The organism is Allocellulophaga tsushimaensis (genome assembly GCF_055383085.1).
Genome location: NZ_AP039451.1, coordinates 278800 through 303921 on the forward strand (window position 1 = coordinate 278800; position 25122 = coordinate 303921).

17 protein-coding genes are annotated in these 25122 nt (G+C 32.9%); 5 read left to right on the forward strand and 12 right to left on the reverse strand.

The genetic code is table 11. The annotated features are described in order from the left end of the window. Nucleotides 1-44: 44 nt before the first annotated feature. On the reverse strand, nucleotides 45-956 hold the full coding sequence (cyoE, locus tag ACZ451_RS01305) for a heme o synthase (RefSeq protein ID WP_464216882.1): 912 nt from the start codon (nucleotides 954-956) through the stop codon (nucleotides 45-47). A 126-nt stretch (nucleotides 957-1082) separates the two neighbouring features. Between cyoE and ACZ451_RS01310 the strand changes: the two genes are divergently transcribed. Continuing rightward, nucleotides 1083-1982: an MBL fold metallo-hydrolase gene (locus ACZ451_RS01310; protein ID WP_464215268.1), complete on the forward strand. Its 900-nt coding sequence runs from the start codon at nucleotides 1083-1085 to the stop codon at nucleotides 1980-1982. Between the two features lie 79 nt (nucleotides 1983-2061). On the opposite strand, the gene ACZ451_RS01315 is transcribed toward ACZ451_RS01310, so the two are convergent. The 8 genes from ACZ451_RS01315 to queG all read right to left on the reverse strand — a co-directional run bounded on the left by ACZ451_RS01315 (nucleotide 2062) and on the right by queG (nucleotide 16023). Further along, nucleotides 2062-2871, reverse strand: coding sequence for an energy transducer TonB (locus ACZ451_RS01315; RefSeq protein ID WP_464215269.1), 810 nt, complete (start codon nucleotides 2869-2871; stop codon nucleotides 2062-2064). Nucleotides 2872-2995: 124 nt separating this feature from the next. Continuing rightward, nucleotides 2996-3712 (reverse strand): energy transducer TonB, encoded by a 717-nt coding sequence (locus ACZ451_RS01320; protein WP_464215270.1) that lies wholly within the window; start codon nucleotides 3710-3712, stop codon nucleotides 2996-2998. Nucleotides 3713-3763: 51 nt separating this feature from the next. Beyond that, complete coding sequence (locus tag ACZ451_RS01325) at nucleotides 3764-4165, reverse strand: VanZ family protein (protein WP_464215272.1); 402 nt, start codon at nucleotides 4163-4165, stop codon at nucleotides 3764-3766. Then, nucleotides 4158-4538: a glycine cleavage system protein GcvH gene (gene gcvH / locus ACZ451_RS01330; RefSeq protein ID WP_464215273.1), complete on the reverse strand. Its 381-nt coding sequence runs from the start codon at nucleotides 4536-4538 to the stop codon at nucleotides 4158-4160. Before gcvH ends, ACZ451_RS01325 begins: the two co-directional genes overlap by 8 nt. A 111-nt stretch (nucleotides 4539-4649) precedes the next feature. Further along, the gene (gene sov / locus ACZ451_RS01335) at nucleotides 4650-11849 is read right to left on the reverse strand and encodes a T9SS outer membrane translocon Sov/SprA (protein ID WP_464215274.1); all 7200 of its coding nucleotides are present in this window, start codon (nucleotides 11847-11849) and stop codon (nucleotides 4650-4652) included. A gap of 5 nt (nucleotides 11850-11854) precedes the next feature. After that, a complete protein-coding gene (ruvA, locus tag ACZ451_RS01340) occupies nucleotides 11855-12436 on the reverse strand; it encodes a Holliday junction branch migration protein RuvA (protein WP_464215275.1) in 582 nt (193 codons plus the stop codon). Between the two features lie 192 nt (nucleotides 12437-12628). Further along, nucleotides 12629-14914, reverse strand: coding sequence for an NADP-dependent malic enzyme (locus ACZ451_RS01345; protein ID WP_464215276.1), 2286 nt, complete (start codon nucleotides 14912-14914; stop codon nucleotides 12629-12631). 185 nt (nucleotides 14915-15099) lie between these two features. Continuing rightward, a complete protein-coding gene (gene queG / locus ACZ451_RS01350) occupies nucleotides 15100-16023 on the reverse strand; it encodes a tRNA epoxyqueuosine(34) reductase QueG (RefSeq protein ID WP_464215277.1) in 924 nt (307 codons plus the stop codon). 110 nt (nucleotides 16024-16133) lie between these two features. Between queG and ACZ451_RS01355 the strand changes: the two genes are divergently transcribed. From ACZ451_RS01355 to ACZ451_RS01370, 4 genes are all read left to right on the forward strand, one after another. Next, nucleotides 16134-16889: an ABC transporter ATP-binding protein gene (locus ACZ451_RS01355; protein WP_464215278.1), complete on the forward strand. Its 756-nt coding sequence runs from the start codon at nucleotides 16134-16136 to the stop codon at nucleotides 16887-16889. Between the two features lies 1 nt (nucleotide 16890). After that, entirely contained in the window at nucleotides 16891-18069 is a 1179-nt protein-coding gene (locus tag ACZ451_RS01360; protein ID WP_464215279.1) for an ABC transporter permease, read from the forward strand. 100 nt (nucleotides 18070-18169) lie between these two features. Beyond that, on the forward strand, nucleotides 18170-19402 hold the full coding sequence (locus tag ACZ451_RS01365) for a S41 family peptidase (protein ID WP_464215280.1): 1233 nt from the start codon (nucleotides 18170-18172) through the stop codon (nucleotides 19400-19402). A 79-nt stretch (nucleotides 19403-19481) separates the two neighbouring features. Further along, nucleotides 19482-21143 carry a serine hydrolase domain-containing protein gene (locus ACZ451_RS01370; protein WP_464215281.1) on the forward strand — a complete coding sequence of 554 codons (1662 nt, stop codon included), beginning with the start codon at nucleotides 19482-19484 and terminating at the stop codon, nucleotides 21141-21143. A 51-nt stretch (nucleotides 21144-21194) separates the two neighbouring features. Here ACZ451_RS01370 and ACZ451_RS01375 read toward each other — a convergent pair whose 3' ends face one another. The 3 genes from ACZ451_RS01375 to ruvB form a co-directional block, all read right to left on the reverse strand. After that, complete coding sequence (locus ACZ451_RS01375) at nucleotides 21195-22547, reverse strand: TlpA family protein disulfide reductase (protein WP_464215282.1); 1353 nt, start codon at nucleotides 22545-22547, stop codon at nucleotides 21195-21197. Between the two features lie 94 nt (nucleotides 22548-22641). Further along, nucleotides 22642-23976, reverse strand: a complete 1335-nt coding sequence (locus tag ACZ451_RS01380) for a cytochrome P450 (protein ID WP_464215283.1) — start codon at nucleotides 23974-23976, stop codon at nucleotides 22642-22644. A gap of 42 nt (nucleotides 23977-24018) precedes the next feature. Beyond that, complete coding sequence (gene ruvB / locus ACZ451_RS01385) at nucleotides 24019-25041, reverse strand: Holliday junction branch migration DNA helicase RuvB (RefSeq protein ID WP_464215284.1); 1023 nt, start codon at nucleotides 25039-25041, stop codon at nucleotides 24019-24021. Between the last annotated feature and the right edge of the window lie 81 nt (nucleotides 25042-25122).

The window sequence follows — 25122 nt, forward strand, 5'->3', positions numbered from 1 at the left end:
ATTATATATCAATATTTTGTCTCAAATAAGACTATAGTTGTCCTTTAAAAAAAAGTGACTATAAATTTATCTATGACATATACTATTGGCATCAGCGTAATATAACTTACACTCGCTAACATTAATTTTTTTGCTGTTGCATTATCTCTTTTTTCATATAAGCGGAATGCAAAAAATAGCATTACAAGTCCCATTAAAAAAACAAGTATAGCTGCGGTGATTGATAGTTGTAATGCTCCAGTAATTCCAAATACAGGAACTATAGATATCACTATCATCCAAATAGTATACATTATAATTTGTAATGCTGTGCCAGTATCTTTTTTACCTGTTGGCAACATTTTAAAACCTCCTTTTTTATAATCTTCATCTAACATCCAACCTAATGCCCAAAAATGAGGGAATTGCCAAAAAAATTGAATCATAAACAAGGTGCCTGGTTCTATCCCAAAATCATTAGTTGCCGCTACCCAACCTAACATAAACGGAATTGCACCTGGTATTGCCCCAACAAATACAGCCAATGGCGTTTTTGTTTTAAGAGGCGTATAAGCACTAGTGTATAAAAAAATGGAAATTGCTCCAAACATTGCAGTTATTGGGTTTAAAAAATATAAAGCTATAATCCCCAATATGGTTAATACTATTGCTATGGTTAATGCTGCTTTAACAGACATTCTACCAGCAGGAATAGGCCTATTTTTTGTCCTATTCATTAATACATCTAAGTCTTTTTCTATAATTTGATTGTATGCATTAGAAGCACCTACCATACAATAGCCACCAAATGCTAACAATACAATTGCTGATGCTTGTATTTCTGGAGCACCTAACAAGTAGCCTATAATAGAAGAAAAAACAACACTTACAGAAAGTCTAGCTTTGGTAATCTCCTTAAAATCAGCAAAAACCAAAGACCAAGAAGTGCTTTTTGCCATACTAACAGCAGTTTTCATTTGCATTTTTTACAGGCTGCAAAGATACGCCCAGAAAGGTATTTTTGCAACCAATTACATATGTTTATCAATTTTTAAAAAAACTTACGACTAAGTGTCCAACAAATAAAAAAATAGACACATATCATGAAAATTAAAAAAGCATTAGCACTTATAGGGGTTCATATATTTTTCTCTTTTATAGGTTCTGCTCAGCAGAAAGAAGTTACTATTACTATTGATAAGGTAACAGATGACATCTCAATGATCACTGGACGAGGTGGAAACATTGGTATCTTTAAAGGTGAAAAAAATGTTTTTATGATAGATGATCAGTTTGCAAATTTAAGTGACAGACTCAAAGCAACCATCACCAGTATTACAGACAAGCCTATTGCATTTTTATTTAACACACACATGCATGGCGATCATAGCGGTGGAAATGCAAATTTTAATACTGGACATACTACTATAGTTGCTCATGATAAAGTAAGAACTAGAATTGCAGAAAATACAGCAAAAAATATAGATGCTAAAAAAATAGATGTTGCAACTGCTAAAAAAATGCTCCCTGAACTTACTTTTTCTAATGATATTACTTTTCATGATGGTGATGAAACTATTATGGGTTTTCATGTTCATAATGCCCATACAGATGGTGATGCTATAGTATATTTTGTTGAAAACAATGTAATTCATATGGGTGACACCTATTTTACACAACGTTACCCCTATATAGACTTAAAAAGCGGAGGTAGTGTAGAGGGCTATATTAATGCTCAAAAAAAGGCTTTATTACTGGCAAATGATGCTACCAAAATTATTCCGGGTCATGGAAAGTTATCTAACAAAAAAGAATTAACTGAAAGCGTTGCAATGCTAGAAGATTTAAAAAACATTATGTTAAAAGCCATAAAAGCAGGAAAAACTTTAGAAGAAGTAAAAGCAGATAGTTCGCTTACCGCTAAGTATGATGCTGTATATGGAACAGGTTTTATTAAGCCAGAGTTTATGAGAACTACGTTATATAGCAGCTTAAAGAAATAAAACGATTGTCGTAAGAATTAAAAATCCCTAAGCATCTTATGCTTAGGGATTTTTTTTGGTTTTGCACTTAAAAGTACTTCTATTGGCTTAGTTTAAATGTTATTGGTATACTAAAAGAAACTCTTACTGGTTGTTGCCGTTGCTTACCTGGTGTCATCTGTGGAAGTTTATCTATAATACGAGCTGCTTCTTTTTCTAATATCTTATGAGGCCCACGCATTCTTACATCTTCTATTAGACCTGTTTTACCAATTGTAAACGTAGTATAAACCTTACCTTGTTGTTGCATATCTATAGCAGAATCTGGATATCTAAAGTTCTTTTTAATATGCTTTTGCATACTTTCTTCAAAACAGGCTTTGCGTTTGCTTTTTGCTACTTTCTCACATCCTGGAAATACAGGCACTTCTTCTAAAACTGCAAAAGGAACTTTAATATCTTCAACAAAATCATCATCTGGAACTACAATAGCGTTAGGGTCTAATTTACCAGCGTTAGGATCAACTGTTGGCTCAATGTTTTTCTCGATCTCTGTAGGAAGTTCTATTATGTCTGGAACAACTTTAATCTTGTCTATTGTCTTAGGCTTTTTTTGAACTTTCTGTTTCACTACTACTTTTTCAATTTTAAATGTAGGTGTTGGAGGCTCAACAAGTTCTACGATATCTTCGTGTTCCACATTTGCTTGCTGTTGAAATTTATCAAAAGCCATTTCTAATCCAAAATAAACCAATACCATAGCCAGTATTAAGCCTATTTGAAAATGCAAGAAACCGTTTTTTCGTAAATTCGCATCATGTTTGCTCCCTTTGGAGTTTACTTTTTTGAATGTTTCAGTGAAGTTCCCATTCCCGTGGGCGCTTTCAGTATTTTTACTGTTTTTACTCATAATAGTACATTTTTTATGTTGTTACTATTTTGTTAAAACACAAGAAACGTACCAAAAAAAAATCCCGAGCCTAGGCTCGGGATTTTAATTTAAAATATATTGTAAAACTAAATTTAAAAACTATCTAGTTTTGTAACTTAAACGTAATTGGAATACTAAAAGGAACTCGTACTGCTCTACCTCTTTGCTTACCAGGTGTCATTTTAGGAAGTTTCCCAATAATTCTTGCAGCTTCTTTCTCTAAATTTTTGTCTGGACCACGCATTCTAACATTACCAATACTACCATCTTTTTGGATCACAAACATTACATTTACTCTACCTTGAACACCCATTTCTTGAGAAATTTCTGGATATCTAAAGTTTTTTCTAATGTGTTTTAACATTTTTTCTTGAAAACAATCTCTTCTTTTGCTTTTTGGCTTTTTCTCACAACCAGGAAAAATAGGAACATCTTCAATTACTGCAAAAGGAACATCTAAATCTACTTCCACTTCAGCTTCCTCTACATCCTCTACTTCAATGATCTCTGTATCTTCATCAGATTCTGTGTCTTGAATTTCGTCCTCAATAACATCAGCATCATCTTCTACAACTTCAATTACCTCAGGTGCTGCTGGTGGCGGTGGCGGTGGCGGTGGCGTTTTTAATTGCTCCGTCATAGGCACTTCTTCATCCAATAAATCATCTACATTCTGAGAAGTATCATAATTATTTACATCATCATACTTTTTATATTCCAAAGCACGCCATGTTAAAAGCATTACTAAAGCTAAACCGGCAACAAAGAATAAACCGCTATTTCTACCTACGTCTGCTTTTGGATTCTTTTTTAATTCCATAGTATCAAAAATTTAATGTCAGCTAATTTAATTATTTATTTACAAAAAATCCTAATTATTATTTTTTGTTTTTTTTGTTTTCCTTTTTTTTAACACATAGTTTACAATACACCAAGCAACTATTGCTCCTAAACTGTTTGCAAAAACATCTAGAACATCTCCATTTCTATCTGTTGTAAAGCTAAATTGTATTACCTCAATAAGTATACCATAAATAACAGCAAAGACAAGTAATTTAATAGAAGTACTTTCATCAAACCTCTTGTGCTCCCAAATGGCAAAAACACCTAATACAACCACTCCAAAGTAAAATGTAAAATGCACAAGCTTATCCAAATGAGGAATATGTAATGAAGAAGGCGTTTCTATTCCGGAAAAAGAAAATAAGCTGAGTGATGTAATGAACACCATCCAGCTTATAAATAAAATTGTCGCTTTTTTTTCTTTAAGCACCTATTAATGCTTTATAATCTGCATCACTTAATAATGTATCTATTTCCGAGGCATCACTTATTTTAACTTTAATAATCCAACCTTCTCCATAGGGATCCGTATTTACACTCTCTGGATCATCTTCTAAAGCTTCATTAAATTCAATAATTTCTCCTGTGACAGGTAAAAATAAATCTGAAACTGTTTTTACAGCTTCAACAGAACCAAAAACTTCATCTTTATCTAAGGTTTCATCAACTGTTTCCACTTCTACATAAACAATATCTCCGAGTTCTCCTTGTGCAAAATCAGTGATTCCAACAGTGGCAATATCGCCATCTATTTTAACCCATTCATGATCTTTTGTATATTTTAATTCTGATGGTAAATTCATGATACTATATTCTATTTGTTTAAGTAACAAATGTAAATTAATATCTTAAAAAATTCAACAATAATGATTTTTTATACCGTATTTAACAGAGATACTTTTAAAATACCTTATTTAGTTCCCAAAATTATATCTAAGTGTAAAACCTCCATTAATAGTAGTTTGCGGAAAAGCGGTAGAAACGGCAAACTGAGAAAAAGAATGATCATAGAAAAATAATGCATTTAGATTTTTGCTCAAAGCATAATCAGCAGTAAACTTAATAGAAAGTAAATTTTGCCCTGCAGTGATTTGATTATCATCAATATCTAAATTTCGTATAAAGGTAATGTTGTCTCTTAGTGTTGCATCTAACTTAAGGTTTAAATCGCCTTTTAAACGTGTTTTTTGCCCACCAAAATTAGTCACTAATTTTACATCTTTAAAACGATACCCAAGTCCAATAGTATAGTCACTACCATTAATTTCTGTTAGCAAACTATTATCAAAGCTTAAAGACAACATTCTATTAGTCCGTACCTCAGCAACTACGCTCATAGAATTCTTCATCTCAAAATCTACTCGTACTAAGGGGTTAAACTCATCTGTAAGCACCACATTACTTATAATATTTTCTGGTAAAAAATCTTGGTTCTCCGAATTAATTGGATCTTCATTATTATTAATTAACTGCACTCTCTCTAAATTGGTCTGAAAAGAATTGATACTAAATGCAGATCTATATCCATGACTTAAGGAGAATCTTTTAAATTTCTTTTTAAACCATTTATTCTTCATTAAACCAGTGTATTTAAAGTTCCAATTAGGAATTGGAATATCTCTAAACGCATCTAAATTAACCCTATCTACATTTTGGCCTGTGTAGGCCGCAAAGAAAGCTGGCAATAATACTTCTTGGCTTGTTTTGCTGTAACGCTGTGGAAAGCCATCTTCATCTAATGGGCCAGTTGCCTGTCCTCTATCAGAAACTAATCTATTGGCTACGGTTAACCTATTTTCTTTAAATATATCAAACAGTTCTGAATTAAATTCATCACTTTTACTGAAAACGGTACCAATCATGACTGTTGAAATACTAAAATTCCCAAAGTTATTTCCTAATAAATTTTCATATCTAAAGTCCCCTGGAGTTACCTCGTTTATTCTAAAATTCTCTTCATAACCATTTGTAAACTGTCTATCTGCAGCAATATCAATAGTTAAATCTTTAATAGGTTGCGCTGTAGCAGTAAAATTAATTCTTTTATTGGTGTTCTGAATGTATTGTTGGTTAAAGTCAGAAAAAGTAGTTAACCAGCCGTTACGCGCTGCCTCAAAACGAACATCAGAGTCTTGACTTCCAAAAACATAGCCTAAACTTGGTCTACTCGTTCCTAAAAAACCTATAGATTGGGTATATCCTGGTATAACGCTACCACTGGTTTCATTATAGGTAAAATTAACACGTTTCACCATCGTTACAATATCTACAAGCGTATTAAAAAATGGGCTTGTTTTTCTCTCTTTTTTAACTACTCCTTCTCCAGATTTGGCATTCCTTTTTGCTGGAGCTTCTTTAATACCAGTTCTTTTTACTTTCTTTAACCCAATTAGGTTGTAAAATTTCTGCATATTAAGATTTGCAGATAAGGTATGCGTATTTGCATTTTGAACGGTATTAATATCTTCACCTGCCACATCATTTAATGCATCTCCTCCACGTTGCCAGTTAAAGTTACTTGTATAACTATATTGGCTACTAATAAAATCCAAGGCAGGTACTTTAGAGAAAGGCAACTCATAGTTGAGTTGCATGTTTTGCGCATGTCTATTGGGTTCCCCTACATCAAAAAAACCATCCCAAATTCTTAATTCTTGATTTATTCTATTTCTAGAACCTTCTGGCTCATCTAGATTGAAGTAGTTTCGAACAATATTATTATTAGAGCCAGTTAAATTTAGTTTTAAAGATTTACTTAAACTATAGTTAACAGTGTATTGCCAGTTAAACAAATAATTACGTTGTTGCAATTCTGGTAATGAGATAAAATCTTCACTTTCTTGTACGCCTCTAAATCGTTGCCGATTAAAAGTTCTATTAATATTAGAATTTAAGGCAACACTTGTTGGCAATAAATTTACGTTTAATTCTTTTAACCATTTCCAGTATGCTCCTGTAAATAAGGAATCTTTTTTTGCAAAAGGTGCTATTGTTGCTGGTTTAAAACTATGGGCATATACAAAACCAGTGGCAACATCTTGCTCGGTTAGGTTTGCTATTTCAAAATCTCTATGTTCTGTTTGATTGTATGAATAATTAAACGTAAAGTTTTCAATATCATAAAAATTTGCCTCTGCATCTTCGGCTCTATCTTTTCTAACCCCTATTAAATTAAAGCTTCTGCGTTTTGTATAATCCTGTGCTTGTTCTAGCACTTGATCTTTTGTAGCTACACCAGGATCTGCTGAAGTTTCTGGAGCTGCCGCTATACGATCTTCTAACTTTAGATCATCAAAAACAGGATCAAATTCTGGTGTAATTAGTTGTTCGGATATCCCATAATTAAAAGGTAGTTGTACGCCCCACTTTTTCGGTAATAACTGCCCCACATTTACATTGGTTACTAAATCATAAGAAACAGCATCTTCCCTTGCTCTTTCATTGGGTATTTGGTCTATACCTCCAAAGCCAGATGTACTTGTACTACCTGTTGCAGAGAAATTAGCAAAGTCAGCAAAATTACCATCTATAGCAGCAACTGCTGCCCATCCTCCATTGCTATCTAAACCAGCTAATCGTAACTCATTAAACCAAACCTCTCCTCTAACTGGCTGATCGTCTTGATTTTTAACTCCTACCATCATACTTGTTAAAGCGCCTAAAGATGGGTTTCCTCTAATACCCACACGTAATACTCCGGGGGCTCTGGGCGCAAATTCAGTCACCTGTACAATTTCGTCGTTAATAATATCAAAAAAACGAATATTACTTAATGGGTCTGTAGACAAAGTACTTAAACGTTCAGATTTTATCTTGTTTAAATCTGATAAGTTAACATTCAATTCATTTGCATCTGGCCAAATTTCTTCACTTTCTCTAGAACTATGAGGTGTAAATTGTAAAGGCAATTCTATTTGGTAAAAATTATCTGTAAAATCTGTCCCAATTCTCAGGAAACCTATTAAAGGAGTTTCACCATCAAGGTAATCTGTTTCTATAATTTCTTCGGCATGCATAAACATTCTAATACGCTCATACTGTCTTACGTCTAAATTCACATTTTTAAATACACCTCTGGAGTCTTGCGATTCCAAATTATCAATTCTAAATGATAAAGACTGCTCGTTCTGATCAATAATAGTATTGTTATTGTTTAATTGCTCCCTATTAACACCTGGAGGTAAAACGTAAGGAATTGGTAACCTTGTTTCATTTTCCTGAATATTAACTGTATTTACGTCAACTACAGTATTATCATCATTAGGGTTCTCATCTACTTCTGGTTGTAATGTTCTTGTATAGGTACGCCAATCTCCACGCACTAAATCCAAGGTAGCAAAACGTAAATTTACATCACTTGTAAAACCTGTGAGATACATCCTCATAAAACTGATGGATCTAAAATCAGCTATTCCACCAACCGCATTTGTAAAATCGTTTAATGGAATTTTATATTGAATCCATCTACCTGTTACCTCACTCCCATCAGGAATAGAATTACCAGAAAGTGTATTCTCTCTAATATCAGTAACATACTGATCACCAATATCAGTACCAGGTCTAATTTGTAAACGGTATTCAAAATAACTATTTATGGTATTCATCGTTAAATCCCTATCTACATCTTCCACATCGGGTAATGTTGTAGATCCTCTATTGGTATTGGTGACTTCTACAGGTGAATTGCCTTCTGGATTATTAAAATCTAAATAACGTTCTAAAATACCACCATCTCTATTTAAAAAGTACGTATAATTATCTAAGGCTGGATCATCTCCAGGGTTTGTATAAATTGCTGCCTCATCTGCATCATTTAAACCATCATAACCCACATCTTGCAAAGCTCTATTGGTTTCATCTACATCAAAAGCATACACTAAAGATTGTGTAGATGGTGTTTCTCCCCAAGACGTTGGGGCTACTAAGTCTGTACTTCCTACACCTGGTAAACCATTTTCGTATTGCTTACGACCATCTTTTAGAATATCTTCCGATATATTTCCTAAATTAATTACTAATTCTCCTGAGCTGGTCGTTGTACCATCTACATAAGGATCTAATACCCAAAACTGAACAAATTCTACATTAGACTGCTCAAAGTTAGTACTGCTTAATTGCCTCATAATACCGCCCCATTTTGCATCTGGCGCCGTAGTATCAAAATTAGGATTATTATTATAGGGTCCTTTTGCATTTGGATAGTAGGATAAATCTAAAGTACCTTGCCTTCTAGATTGTCCTAGCGCCTGATCTACTTCTGGAAAAACCTCATCTATAAAAACGGCTCTTGTAGCATTTATAGATACATCGCTATCTGTAATATCATCTGGTCTACGCGTTCTATCATAAAAAATAGGATCTATACTATACCATGCCATTTTTGCTCTTCCATAACCATTAAGCAAATTATCTGGGTCTGTTGGTGAAGTACCGAATAATTGCTCTCCAGGTACAAATTCTAATGGTGTACTTGCTAAAGCCCAACCCAATGAAGAACGAATATCTATTAAAGATTGTGCTCCTTCAAAATCATCTATATAGGAGGTTGTTTCACCATTAAAATCATCATTTTTAGGAGAACCCGTTAATAAAGTCGCTATTTCTGCACGAATGGATAAATTAGAAGCTACATCAGTATCAATATTGGGTAATTTATTGACCAAACGAGTAAAAAAAGGCATTTCGGTTGAGAAATTGCCGTTAAAACCAAAAATAGTATTATTCACTGGTTCTTGCCCAAAATTTGCTTTTTGAGTTTGTGGGCGTTCATTTAAATTTAAAAAGGTACCGCCTAAAATAAAGTTCTCATTAATTTGATGTTCCACATTAACACCTGTAAAACGTCTGGATTGCTGACTAAATACCGCATTGTTTTCTACAGATATATTGATAGGGGTATTGGATGCTTGTAAACTTGGATCTAAGATTTGTACGGTTCCTGCTTGATAATTTACAGTATAATCTATCCCTTCTTGTAATTGTCTTCCCCCTGCTGTTACCCTAACAGAGCCTCTAGGTACATTAAATGCACCTATGGGAATACCATTATTACCTTCGGACTTGTAACGCCCTTTTAAGATAAACTTATTCTTTTCTGCATTTTCTAAGGATGCTGCTTTGGTTAATGCATATAAGTTTCTGTATACATATTTTGTTTGGTTGGCATTATAACCTTGATCATTATCTACATCATAAACACCACCTCCTAGGGTTTCAAATAAAAACTCGCCAAAAGGTTCTACTTTATTGAATATAATTCTACCTCCATTAGTCTGTACTGTAATCCCAGGAACAAAATCAAAAAACCCATCTCCACCGGGTTGTACATCATTATAAATATTTAATCGATCTAAATTAAACACATCTAATAAAATACGTTGTTCTAAACCTTCTGGCCAGCCAATATCATCTACTCTTGTGATGTAATTTCTTGGGGTAGGGTCTGTATACAAAATGTTTAATCTAAAATCTTCTTGACTTAATCTAAAAGCACCAGTTGTATATATATTTTTCATCATCAAATCCCAAATAGGATCTGACACATTGGTAATATTACTTTTTAATAATTTTAAGACTAAAGTATTATTGTTGATGATAGGGTTTTCTGGTTGCACTCCTGGAGTTGTAGTGGTAGCGTTTATTCCACCATTTGCAAATTCTCCTACCTGAAATACTTCTCCATCAACTGTATATTGATAAGCAACTGCCAAAACCTCATCGTTACTTAAACGCTGATTTAAAGAAATATAACCTAATTGCTGATCAAATTCGTAATCTCTTAATTCATCTAGTTTACGAGCATTTTCTAAAATAGCATAATCAAAGCCTTGATTTGCCGGATAGCCTGGAATATTAAATCCGGCTTCTACCGTAGCAATATCTCTAATAGATTCCGTTAAAACACCTCCATTACCAATAAGAGCTGGATCATAATCATTGGCGTTATTCCTAGGCAAATCTCCTACAGCATTTATATTAAAAAACCCAGCGGGTTCTCCATTTGCGATCCCTATTCTTGTTTTTTCTTTGCGAGCCTCTCCTAAATCTTGTATTGCAACTACATTTCTTACATTATCGGTTAGCTGCCCTCTATTGGTTACCCAAACTTCTAGTCTTGTAATTTGTACAGATGTTCTTTTAAATGGGTAATTCTCTAAAGCCCTATCATAGGTGTCTCTAAAAAATTGTGATAAAAAGAAATGTTTATCCTCTTCGTAATCCAAAGCTGTTATAGAAAAATCATTTATAGTACCACCACCCTGCGCTACTACACTAGAACTTTGTGATTGTTGATCAGAAAATACTGTGGTGACTTTAGTTTTGCCAAATTGCAATTCTGCTTTTACACCAAAAAGACTTTGTGCACCTTGTATTAAGGAGCTATTTAAAGGCATGCTTACATTACCAATTTCTATTTTCTGAAGAATATCGTCTTCTGTTGGGTTGTATTCTAATTTTACAATTTGTTGAAAATCAAAAGTAGCTTCGGTATCATAATTCGCATTTACCTGCAAACGCTCCCCTATTTTACCTAGTAAACTTAAACTAATACGTTGGTCAAAATCAAAAGATAAATTGGTTCTATTTCTTGGAGATAAAGAGGGGTTATCATTTTTCTGCCATATCAATCCCAAATCCATGGCAACCGAACCTTGTGGAATTACTTCAATAGAATTACCACCAAAAATTGATTCGAAAAAACTATTATCTACATAAAAGTTAGGGAGTAAATTTTTACGTGCCTCATCACTGCCCGCTTTTTTACCTGCAAAAGCATCTATCTTAGTTTTAAAATAAGATTTCATCTCTTCTTTCCTTACCAGTTCTTGGTACTGTGCAGGTGTAAGTATAATTGGATAATCAATATCAAAATCTCCAACAGAAACTGTGTAGATATACCGATCTAATTTAGGATCATATCTGTATTTAGAAACAATACTTGAGGGGTTCTTAAGTTCTATACGGCCTAAAAATGCAGTTGTTTTTGTAGAATCTTGTTCTTGTGTGTTAGTATCTTGAGCAATACTATATTGCGAAAAACCCAAAAACAATAAAATAATAAATAGTAATCTAAATCCAATAGATTTAAAACCTAGTTTTGCCCCTTTTCCCAAACTTATTATAAATTTTTCAGTGATAGCTTAATGATCTCTTCTACACTTAAAGAGGAATCTTGAGTTAACACTTTGTCCACAATTTTTTCTGACTGCTTACGTACAAAACCAAGAACCTCTAAAGCTGATAACGCTTCATCTTTGTTTGTATTGTTCGAAACTGTAGAAAGTTCATCAATATCGTAAATTTTAAGAATTTTATCCTTCAAATCAAGAATAACACGCTGCGCCGTTTTTGCTCCAATTCCTTTTATAGACTGAATAGCAGGCACATTACCTGAAGCAATTGCATCTCTAACTTGCAACGGAGTCATGGAAGACAACATGGTTCTTGCCGTACTAGATCCGATACCTGAAACAGAGAGCAAAAGTCTAAAAATTTCTCGCTCAGATTTTTCATAAAAACCAAATAATGTATGTGAATCTTCTTTTATTTGAAGATGGGTATACAATTGGATATTTTCTCCATCCCCAATATTAGAATACGTATGCAGTGAAATATTTACAAAATAACCAACTCCATTACATTCAACAACAATGTTTGTTGGATTCTTTTCTACTAATTTTCCTTTTAAATGGTGGATCATGGTTTATGGTTCGTAGCCTTGGTTCTTAAAGTATTTTTTATGAATAATATAGATAAATAGCTATAAACTACTTTATATTAAACTTTTAAATATAGTAAGTAACTTTCGATATTAATATAAAAATGTTTGTGTTTTTTATGTTTTAACTAAGATAAACGCTTAATTTTTTACCAACTTACACATTACACCTACTTATTTTGCTTTTTTACGTCTTTCTCTTTCTTGAGCATCTATAGCGGCAACTGCTGCCATATTAACCATTTCGTCTACACTAGCGCCTAACTGCAAAATATGGACAGATTTACGAAGACCTATCATAATTGGGCCTATACTATCTGCTTTGTTTAACTCTTTCAAAAGCTTGTAGGTAATATTAGCTGACTCTAAATTTGGGAAAATTAAGGTATTCACTTTTTTTCCTGATAATTTAGAAAATGGGAAATTACTTTGATGTAATTCATTATTTAAAGCAAAATCCATTTGCACTTCTCCATCTACTACCAATTCTGGAGCTTCTTCATGCAAAAGACTAACTGCTTTTCTAACTTTAGTAGAACTAGGATGGGTAGAGGAGCCATAATTGGCATAAGATAATAAAGCAATAACTGGGTCAAAACCAAAAGTTGTTGCAACATTAGCCGTCATCTTTGTAATTTCAGCAATTTGCTCAGCTGTAGGTTCTATATTGATAGAGGTATCCGCTAAAAACATTGGTCCTCTTTCTGTTACCATCAAGTTAACTGTAGCAACTCTTTTAATATTTGTAGCTCTACCAATTACTTCAAAAATTGGTTTTACAACGGTAGGGTATGCTCTGGAGTAACCAGATACCATACCATCTGCATCTCCTTCTAGCACCATCATAGCACCAAAATAATTACGCTCTCGCATTTTAGATTTTGCATTAAAAAGTGTTACTCCACTTCTTTTTCTAGTTGCCCAATATTTGGTAGCGTATTCTAATCTTTTTACAGCTGTTTTTTCATCTTTTGGATCCAGAATAGCAACCTCAGCATTAAAGTCTATTTCTTTTTTTAATTCTGCAATAATCTCTTTATTTCCTAATAAAATCGGAATCGCTATACCTTCTTCATGCGCAATCTGGGCAGCTTTTAAAACATCTAAATGATCCGCTTCTGCAAAAACAATTTTTTTAATATTCATTTTTGCTCTATTGTGTAATAAGCGTACAACCTTATTATCACTACCTAGGCGCTCCATTAATTCTTCCTTATACTTATCCCAATCTTTAATAGGCATTTTTGCTACTCCACTTTCCATGGCTGCTTTTGCTACTGCAGGCGGAATTTCTGCAATAAGCCTTGGATCAAAAGGTTTTGGAATAATATAATCTTTACCAAAAGTTAACCTTGTTTCTCCGTAAGCAATATTAACTTGTTCTGGCACTGGGGCTTTTGTTAAATTGGCTAAAGCAATTACCGCAGCCTTTTTCATTTCTTCATTAATTGCAGTAGCTCTAACATCTAAAGCCCCTCTAAAAATAAATGGAAAACCAAGCACATTATTTACTTGGTTAGGATGGTCAGAACGGCCAGTAGCCATAATAATATCCTTTCTAGTTTTTATCGCTAAATCATACTTAATTTCTGGATCAGGATTTGCCATTGCAAAAACGATAGGATTCTTTGCCATAGACAATAACATCTCTGGCGTAACAATATCTGCAATAGAAAGCCCAACAAACACATCGGCATCTTTCATTGCTTGTTCTAAAGTATTTATTTTTCTAACTGAAGCAAATTCTAATTTTTCTACACTAAGGTTTTCTCTATCCTTTCGGATGACTCCCTTACTGTCTAACATTACAATATGTTCTGCTTTTGCACCAAAAGCTTTGTATAACCTTGTACATGATACTGCCGCAGCACCCGCTCCGCTAACAACTATCTTTACATCTTCTATTTTTTTATTTGTAATTTCCAATGCATTTAAAAGTGCTGCTGCAGAAATAATAGCTGTCCCATGCTGGTCATCGTGCATTACAGGAATATCTAATTCTGCTTTTAACCTTCGCTCTATTTCAAAAGCCTCAGGGGCTTTTATGTCTTCTAAATTAATCCCTCCAAAAGTAGGCGCTATTGTTTTTACCGTTTCAATAAACTTATCTACATCTGTAGTATCTAATTCAACATCAATACCATCTATATCTGCAAAAATTTTAAAAAGTAAACTTTTACCTTCCATTACTGGTTTAGAAGCTTCTGGCCCTATATTTCCCAACCCTAAAACTGCAGTTCCGTTAGAAATAACCGCTACAATATTTCCCTTAGCAGTATACTTATACACATCATCTTTATTAGCAGCAATTGCCAAACAAGGCTCAGCAACGCCGGGGGAATACGCCAATGCTAGATCTCTTTGCGTAGCATAAGGCTTAGTGGGTACTATTTTTATTTTTCCTGGTGTTGGGCTTGAATGGTATAGTAATGCAGCACTTGACTTGGAACTTTTACTCATAATATTCTCAGATTGAAAAACAAATTTAAAATATTATAAGTAACAACAGTAGTATTATGAAAGGATTTATAATTTAAAAATATAAATTCAAAAAAAACTATTCTTTACCAGTTGTGTATTTAGAACAGTATTCCATCAATTTGAGTGATTTACGGGACTAATAAAGATCCTTAATGCACCATAAACTATTCTTTTAAAAAATTTATATTTCTACGCAAACCCGAAAATTTAGTCCTTTTTACTGCAGATTTTTGAAACACTTTTTTAAAAACATCTTCTGTAATTTCTTGCCAATCTTTTTTGGTTAAGGATAACAATTCGGGATGCGGACTAAAAAGAGGTTCTTTATGTGGTTTAGAAAATTTATTCCAAGGGCATACATCCTGGCAGATATCACAACCAAAGGCCCAGTCGTTAAATTTACCCTGAAACTCCTGTGGAATTTCATTTTTTAATTCTATGGTAAAATACGAGATACACTTACTCCCATCTACCACATAAGGTGCTGCTATCGCTTCTGTAGGGCAGGCGTCAATACAGGCAGTGCATGTACCACAATGATCCGTAACAGGAGCATCATAACTTAAATCTAAATCTACAATAAGCTCTGCTATAAAGTAAAAAGAACCAGTTTTTTGGGTGATTAAATTACTGTGTTTCCCAATCCATCCTAAACCACTTTTTGCAGCCCAAGCTTTGTCTAAAACTGGCGCAGAATCTACAAAAGCTCTACCACTAACCTCCCCTATTTGTTCTGAAATAAATCTTTGTAACTCCCGTAATTTTGATTTGATGATATGATGATAATCTTGCCCATAGGCATACTTAGAAATTTTAAATGTATCCTCTGTTTGTTCCTTCTCAGGATAATAATTTAACAACAATGAGATTACGGACTTGGCATCATCAACCAGCAACCTAGGATCTAATCGTTTGTCAAAATGGTTCTCCATATACTGCATTTCACCATGCATATTATTTTTCAACCATTTCTCTAATCGAGGTGCTTCTTCTTCTAAAAAAGTTGCTTTAGCTATCCCACAAGACAAAAAACCCAAACGTTTTGCTTCTTCTTTTATTAGTTTAGTATGTTGTTCCCTTATATTCATCTATCGTAAAAGTAATGTCTACAAAGCAGTAAGTATAAAGTTTTTAAAAAAATCTGTAACAATTTCTATCTTTAGATACTAATAACGCAAACTAAATAGCAACATAAAGCATGATTCACATAGAAAACCTAACAAAATCCTTTACCACAACAACCAAAAAAGGGTTTAAAAAAGAAACCACTACTGTAAATGCCGTTAATAATATTTCGTTTGACTGTAAACCTGGTAGAATTTTTTCGTTACTTGGACCAAACGGCGCAGGAAAAACAACTACTTTACGTATGATTGCCGGAATTATTAACCCAAGCTCTGGAACAGCTGTTGTAGATAATATTGATATTTCTGAGGGCAATGATGCGGTTAAAAAACGCATTGGTTTTTTAACCGGCTCCACAGGTTTATATGAACGGTTAAACCCAGACGAGACTTTAGATTTTTTTGGAAAAATTTATAAGATTCCTGGAGAAAAATTAAAGGAAAGAAAAGAATACCTGTTTGAAAAATTAGGTATTAATGATTTTAGAAAAAAACGCATGGGGCAAATGAGTACAGGTATGAAACAAAAAGTATCTATTGCACGTACTTTAATTCATGATCCAGAAGTACTTATTTTTGATGAGCCCACTTCTGGTTTAGATGTTATTACTGCTGATAGTATTATAGATTTAATTAGAGAATCTAAAGAAAATAACAAAACCGTAATTTTCTCTTCTCATATTATGAGTGAAGTAGATTTGCTTTGCGATGACCTCGCCATCATAAGCAAGGGGTCTATTATTTATAATGACACTTTTGAGAATTTTAAAGCTGAAATGAAAGCTGACAACCTAACCCAAGAATTTATTAACCGTGTAAAACAAGCTTAAGATGAAAGAAGTATTTATAATTATAAAAAAAGAGCTTACGGAGCTGTTAAGAGATAAAAAAACGATTATCAACTCTATTGTTTTACCAACTTTACTAGTACCCATTCTCATCTTTGGAATGACGAAAGTAACCAAAATGATACAGAAAAATAACCAACAAAAAACCGTTAAAATAGGTTTGGTTAATGCTCCTGAAAGTTTTTCTAAGCTAATTGCTAATGACACTTTAAATAAGGTTACTACTTATGAAGAAGTTGAAGATTTTAAAACGCTAATTGCAGATAAAACCATACAAACGGCTATTGTTTTTCCAAAAGATTGGAACAATCAAATGAATGCTATGGCTACTGGCGAAGTACAAATTTTTAGAAATAGCTCTAAAGAAAATGTAAACAAAAGAGTTTCTAAAATGGTTAGTGCATATAATGCTCAGCTGAAAGAGCAACGCATTGCAACTTTAAATTTCCCTGTAGAAAAACTAACTCCTTTTACGGAGAAGTATGTAGAAGTTGGAGAACAGAAAGAAGTGATTGGAAAACAAGTAGGTGGTTTTATTCCTTACCTATTTATTTTAACCATGTGGGGCGGGTGTTTATTGGCTGGTATTGATTTAGTAACTGGTGAAAAAGAACGCAAAACTATTGAAACTACGCTTTCGCTACCTATTTCTAAATTTAAAGTATTATTAGGCAAAGCTACTGTTGCTTCTTTACTTGGTTTTATACCAGCGCTTTTAAATTTAATAGGGCTTATTATTGGTTTAAAAGTAATTGACGGCATCCCAGAAACTTTTAAACTAGCCATCAATGAAATGCTGAACCCAGTCTCTATCATTTTAATTCTCTTGCTATTAATTCCGTTTTCTTTATTCTTATCAGGTTTAATTATTTCTTTAGTAGCGGGTGCTACCACTTTTAAAGAAGCACAAAGTAAAGCATCTCCTATTATTATGCTGATTATTATCCCATTAGTATTGGCTTTAATGCCAGGGATAGATTTTACTTGGAGTACTGCATTTATACCTGTTCTTAATATTGGCTTGGGCGTAAAAGAAATCATGGCAGGCACCATACATATGGGCATGTATTCTGGAATGTTAATCTCTTTAATAGCCTTTGCTTTAGCAGCTATTTATTTTAGTTACAAGAAATTCTCTGATGAGAATGCTATTTTAAAATAAGGTTTATGGAGCATTTTATATAAAAACTATTTTGTAAAATTGTTAAATGGTACACGAAAAAGTGTTTTTGGTGTACCATTTTTTATTTAAAATGAAAAAAATGAAAAAATTAGTACTCACCATAAATAGCATCTTCTTCTTTTTAGGTTTACATGCGCAAAACAATCAAATAAACAAGTTAAAAATTCAAGAAGATTTAAGTGCTCTTATTGCAAATATTGAAAAAGGCTATGTTTATTTAGCAGATAAAGACATCGATTTAGCTTGTATTAAAGAAAAATATACCCAAAAAATAGAAACACTTCAGACAAAAGGAGAAACGCTTTTATTATTTGAATATCTATTAGATGAACTGTACGACAATCATATCTCATTAAATACAAACAGTAATGAATCTTACCGACTATCAGCGCCCATTTACGCGGAAACTAAAAATGGAAAAACAATAATAAAAAACATATGGCAAACGCAACTTAAAGACCTAAAGTTAGATCTTATAGGTGCTGAAGTTTTAAAATTTAATACGACTGATTTTGCCGAAAAAATTCTTCAATTCCCAACAGTATGTCAAAATAAAAACAATCCTAAAATAAAAAATTGGATTGCTAATAAAATTATTGCTGGAAAATATAGTGAACCTAGAGTTTTAACCTTAAAACTAAAAAATAGGCAAATTGTGGAATGGGATGTAGATCAACTGCAATTAAAAAAACCATCAGATCTTATTACAGTAAACACCATAAATAATATTGGTGTTATTAGATTAAATAATTCCTTAGGAAATAATTTTCTGATTGAAGCTTTTGATAAAACTTTAGATAGCTTAATGAATACTAAAGCCATAATCTTAGATTTAAGAAATACCAACAATGGTGGAAATAGCTATGTAGCGAAAGGCATTATGGGTAGATTTGTTGCAAAAGAGCTGCCTTACCAAAAGCATGAGTATACGGAATCTTGGGACAATCAGTCAAAAATAGTACGCAGTTGGATAGAGCTTGTTAGTCCTAGAGAAAAACAATACAAAAAACCTTTAGTAGTATTAGTGAGTAGATGGACTGGAAGTATGGGAGAAGGTTTAGCCATAGGTTTTGATGGAATGAAAAGAGCAATGATTGTAGGAACAGAAATGAAAAGACTTGCCGGTTCTGATTATGATTTTAGGTTTAAAAATCAGAGCTATGGCTATAAAATTATTGCAGAAAAATTATTTCATATTAATGGAACTCCTAGAGAAGAATATGTTCCCCAGCATTATGTAAAACAAACTACAATTCGTAAAGACCAAGCTTTATTAAAAGGCCTTGAATTGTTAAACGAAGTCATAAAATAATCATATATTGGATGCAATATGGATTCATCTTAGGGTTATCTTTGGAGATGTAATAGCATACATAATCAAAAAATCAATCATGAAAAACTTCAAAATCAATCATCTTTTAATCCTTATTTCTTTTACAGTTTGTTCGTTTGGGCAAATTAAAGAAAGTCAAGAGATAGATAGCATTTTTACAGAATGGAATAAAGCAGATGTTCCAGGATGTGCGTTAGGAATAATAAAAGAAGGAAAGCTAATTTATGCTAAAGGATACGGAATGGCAAATATGGAATATGATATTCCAAATTCTGCTACCTCTGTATTTAGAATTGGTTCCACTTCCAAACAGTTTACGGCCGCATGTATTGTGCTTCTGGCAGAAAAAGGCAAACTAAATCTTGATGAAAATTTAAAAAACCTATTCCCTGATTTCCCTGAATATGCAAAAAAGATTACAATTAAGCATTTACTAAATCATACTAGCGGCATTAGAGATTACCTGCAAATTAGTTATTTAAAGGGATTGAGTGATGATGACTATTATACAGATGACGATATTATGAGGTGGCTCGTAAATCAAACTGATTTAAACTTTGCGCCTGGTGAAGAATATTTATACAGCAATTCTGGATATTGGCTTCTTGGTCAAATTGTAAAAAAGGTAGCTGGAATGAATATGGCTGAATTTGCAAAGAAAGAAATATTTGAGCCACTTGAAATGCATACTACTCATTTTCATAATGACCATAATCAAATAGTAAAAAATAGAGCGTCTGGATACCTTCCTGATAATAATGAAACCTATAAAATTAGTATGACTACATTAGATATGATTGGTGATGGTGGAATCTTTACTACAATAAAAGATATAAAAAAATGGGATGATGCTTATTATAAGTCAAATGTTCTAAGTAAAGAATTTTGGAATGTGATGACAAAACAAGGGATATTAAACAATGGAGAAGTTATTGACTATGCTTCTGGTTTAATGATAAGTAAATATAAAGGATTAAAAACTATTAGACACGGAGGAGCTTTTGTTGGTTTTAGAGCAGAGTTATTACGCTTTCCAGAACAAAAATTATCTATAGCTATATTTGCCAACAGAGGTGACGCCAATCCATCAAGAATGGCAAATCAAGTTGCAGATATATTACTAAAAGATAAATTAATTGAAAAGGTTGTTGAAAAAGGCAAAAAAATAAAGATTGATACAAAAGAAGTTGAATTTCAACTAAATCAATTAGTAGGTGATTACGAAATACAACCTGGTGTTGTTGCCAGATTATCTATTAAGAATGACTCCCTAAATGTCCTTCAAACATGGAACAAATCAACTTATAATATTTTAAAAGTAAGTGGAAATACTTTCCAAATACCAAGAAATGAAAACATAAGTTTTTCATTTTCTAATTTAAAAGATGGTTTTACCCAAACACTTACAGTATTACAAAATGGAAGGGAAACAAAAGCTGAAAGAAAAAAAGAAGTTGATTTTTCTGGCATCGACTTAAACGATTATTTAGGCAGCTATTATAGCAAAGAATTAGATATAACTTATGATTTTGAGATTGAAAATGGAATATTAAAAGCCGGAATTAAAGAAAAAAAATCATTAATGGATTGTACCATAAGTGAAATTGACCAATTTACAATGGAATTCGGACTAGTTCGGTTTCAAAGAGTGGATGGTCTTATTTCAAGCTTTGAACTTGATTCTGGCAGAGTAAAAAATTTAAAATTCTATAAAAAATAACTGGTACATAAGACTTTAAAAAGTTCTAACTCAATACTTCTCGATAAAGAATTAATTTAATAATTCGTCTAACAAAGTTATTGTCTTATCAAAAGAAGGGCGCGGAGCTTCTGGATTTACAATTTTACCTTCAGGATCTATTAATATAAAACGAGGAATAGAGTTTACCGCATAGGCATTCATAAATTCACTGTCAAACGACTTATCAGCAAACAATTGGGTTCCGCCAAGTTCTTTATCTATTATCATTTGTTTCCAAGTATTTTTTACTTCCTCCTTATCTACAGAAATACTTACAAAAACAATATTCTTAGAATGATATCGTTCCTCTAACTTCTTTAGATACGGTACTTGTTTTATACAAGGAGCGCACCATGTAGCCCATACATCTATATAAACATATTTACCTTTTAAATCTTCTAAAGCTATTTTTTTACCATCTTTATCCTCATACTTAAAACTAGGAGAAACATCTCCAATATTTAATCCTTTAGCAGTAATTACTTCTTGGTATCGCTTTTCAGCAGCTTCAATAAAAGGTTCATAGGTGGTAATTCTTTTAATGAGGTCTAAATAATCTTTTGCGCGTTCTTTTTTAGAAGATATTTTAGAATACATGCCATTTACAAGATTAATAGCTAAGGCTTCTGAGCGCACATCACGAAAAACAGCAAGCATTTCATCTACAGTAAGAGCAGCATCAATACGCTTACTCCAAATTGAATTTACTAAATAACGAAAATAGGGCTGTTCTTTATATTCTTTTTCATTATCTAATTTTATAGCTTTAACTGGTTTGTAAAAATCTTTTGAAGGGTTAATCTCTTCACCCAAATAAAATTTATAACTAGATTTATAATTCTGAATACTAAGAAGGCGTTCATATTCTAAAGATTTCATTTCTGCCTTCATAAAAAATTCTTCTACTGCATAACCCGACAATAAATTTAGATAACTCTTTTTTAATTCTTCTATATTACTAAGGTAAGTAACCTCATCAACCTTATAAAATGCCTCTAAATCCTTCGTTAATTTAGAATGCATTTGCTCTTTTTTTGCTAGATAATTATTTCTAATAGCACCTTTTCCTTTAAAAAGGAGTGTATTTTCAAAATGTTTGGCATCAAAAATAATGTGAAGCTTATCCTTTGGATTAAGAAATATATAAGCTGTATTACGACCATATTCAAGAAAATAGTACCCACTTTCTACTTTTACAGATTTATTAAACGCTCCATCTGCATCTAATTCCAATGAAACTAATTCTTGATCGTCTAGATGAGAAATTTTAACAGCATTAAATGAATGATTAAGTACTTGTCCAGAAATTTCAATTTTTCCTAAATTGGCAAATATGATTAGGCTACTAAAAAAAGTAAAAAATGTACAGGTAAATTTATTCATGTGCTTCAATATTTACATTAAATATAACTCTTTTCTATTACTAAAAACAGCCTCTATAAGCGCTGAACCATAAAACAGCATCTATTATTCCCCATTAATGATTCCTCAAATTAAATTTTAAATCAACCTTTTTCGGTTTCAATGAAATTAACGGGTTTATTTCTACTGCATCCATAGTGGTGCTTAGCTGGTACTTTTTTAATACTTCGGCAACCGTAAGAATCATTTCGAACATCGCAAAATTATTTCCCACACACATTCTAGGTCCTGCTCCAAACGGATAGTAATAATCTTGATAGTCTTTTTTATCCATAGCGCCAAAACGCTCTGGTTTAAATGTATTAGGAGCCTCCCAAAAACCTTCATAGCGGTGTAACTCGTAAACACTCATTAAAAGCATTGCATTTTTTTCTACTATTAAATCTTCAAAGTTGTTTTCTTCTACCGCTACCCTATCAATAATATAAGCGGGTGGGTATAAACGCATTCCTTCTTCAATACAGTGCTGCACGTATTTTAATTGCATTAAAGCCGTTAGTAAATCGTCTTCCTCTAAATTTACTTTTAAAATTTCTTGGTGAGCTTTTTCTTGTATTTCTGGATGTTTCGCTAATAAAAAGAATACAAAACTTAATGCATTTGCTGTAGTTTCATGTCCCGCTGTAAACAGAATTAATACTTCGTCTATCAATTGTTTTTTAGACATTGCCGTACCATCTTCATACCGTGCCTGCAAAAGCATATCTAGCAAATCATCTTTCTCTTCTCCAGAACTTCGTCTTTCTTCTATAATTTTATGAAGTAAATCTTGCCCTTCTTCAGCTAACTTCAAATGTTTTTTATTTTTTCCACTTAACTGATACCACCATTTTAAATAAGGTTGGCGCATTTCATTGATCAGCATTTGTTGATTTACATGAGTAATTTCTTGCAAACGTGCCATAGGCTTCCTAATATTAGCATTTGTAAATAGTGATTTTGCTACTACTTGAAAAGCCAAATCGCTCATAAGTTCATAAACACTTTGCGTTTTATTAGGTTTTATATGTTCTATTTCGGCTATAATTGCATTACGCACTGCAAACATTAAATTATGAAGCTTTTGCTTATGAAAAGCGGGTTGTACCATCCGCCTATGCTTACGCCAATGCTCTCCGTTAGACGTTAAAATTCCATGCCCAATATATTTTGCTAAATCTACCGTTTGTAATTCAGACTTTTCATAACTCCTGTGTTGTTTTTGCAACACGTGTTTAATCAGTTTAGGGTTGCGGGTAAAAACAACTGTATTGCTACCTCCAGTAATATCTATTTTAAAAGTATCACCAAGTTTTTCAAAATGTGTTCTGTGAAAAGGAAGTGGATTTCTTAAAATTTTTCTAGCATTAGCCAGTACTTTATATCTTTTTACTGCTGGTAGGTTTTGCATTATTTGTATTAACTATTAACAATTTTAAACGTAAAACAAGTATTAAAATAGTCCCCCTTGTACGTTTCCTTTTATTCTACCTAAGTGTTTGTATGCCAATTCTGTTACTTCTCTACCTCTTGGTGTGCGCATAATAAAACCTTGCTGTATTAAAAAAGGTTCGTAAACCTCTTCAATGGTTTCGGCACTTTCAGAAACCGCTGTTGCCAAAGTAGTTATTCCAACAGGGCCGCCTTTAAATTTATCAATTAGCGTAATTAAAATTTTATTATCCATTTCATCCAAACCATGTGCATCTACATTGAGGGCTTTTAAGGCAAACTTAGAAATTTCAATATCTATTTTCCCATTCCCTTTTATTTGCGCAAAATCGCGAACTCTTCTTAACAGTGCATTACAAATCCTTGGTGTACCTCTGCTCCTTCCAGCTATTTCTATGGCTGCCTCTTGTGTAATTGGCATTTTTAATATTTCCGCACTACGTTCCACAATAGTAGAGAGTAATTCTGTAGAATAATATTGTAATCGACTTTGTATTCCAAAACGAGCACGCATGGGTGAGGTTAATAAGCCAGATCTGGTTGTAGCACCAATAAGTGTAAACGGATTTAGATTGATCTGAACCGTTCTAGCATTAGGGCCTGTTTCTATCATTATATCTATCTTATAATCTTCCATGGCAGAATACAAATATTCTTCTACAATAGGGCTTAGCCGATGGATCTCATCAATAAATAGTACATCTCTTTCTTCTAAATTGGTTAGCAAACCTGCTAAGTCTCCAGGTTTATCTAATACCGGACCCGAAGTAATTTTAATACCTACCCCAAGCTCATTGGCAAGAATATGCGCTAATGTTGTTTTTCCTAAACCGGGAGGACCATGAAAAAGGGCATGGTCTAATGCTTCTCCCCTTAAATTAGCCGCTTCTACAAATACTTTTAGGTTTTCTAATATTTGTTCTTGCCCTGTAAAATCTTGAAAACTAATAGGCCTTAAGGCTCTATCAATATCAAGTTCTTCTGGGGAAAAATTTTCTGAAGTAGGATCTAAGTGCTCATTCATACCAAACAAAGATAGCGCAAAAGCTTATACTTTTAAAGTTGTAATTTGACATTATTATTCGCTACAAATATTGTAAATTCA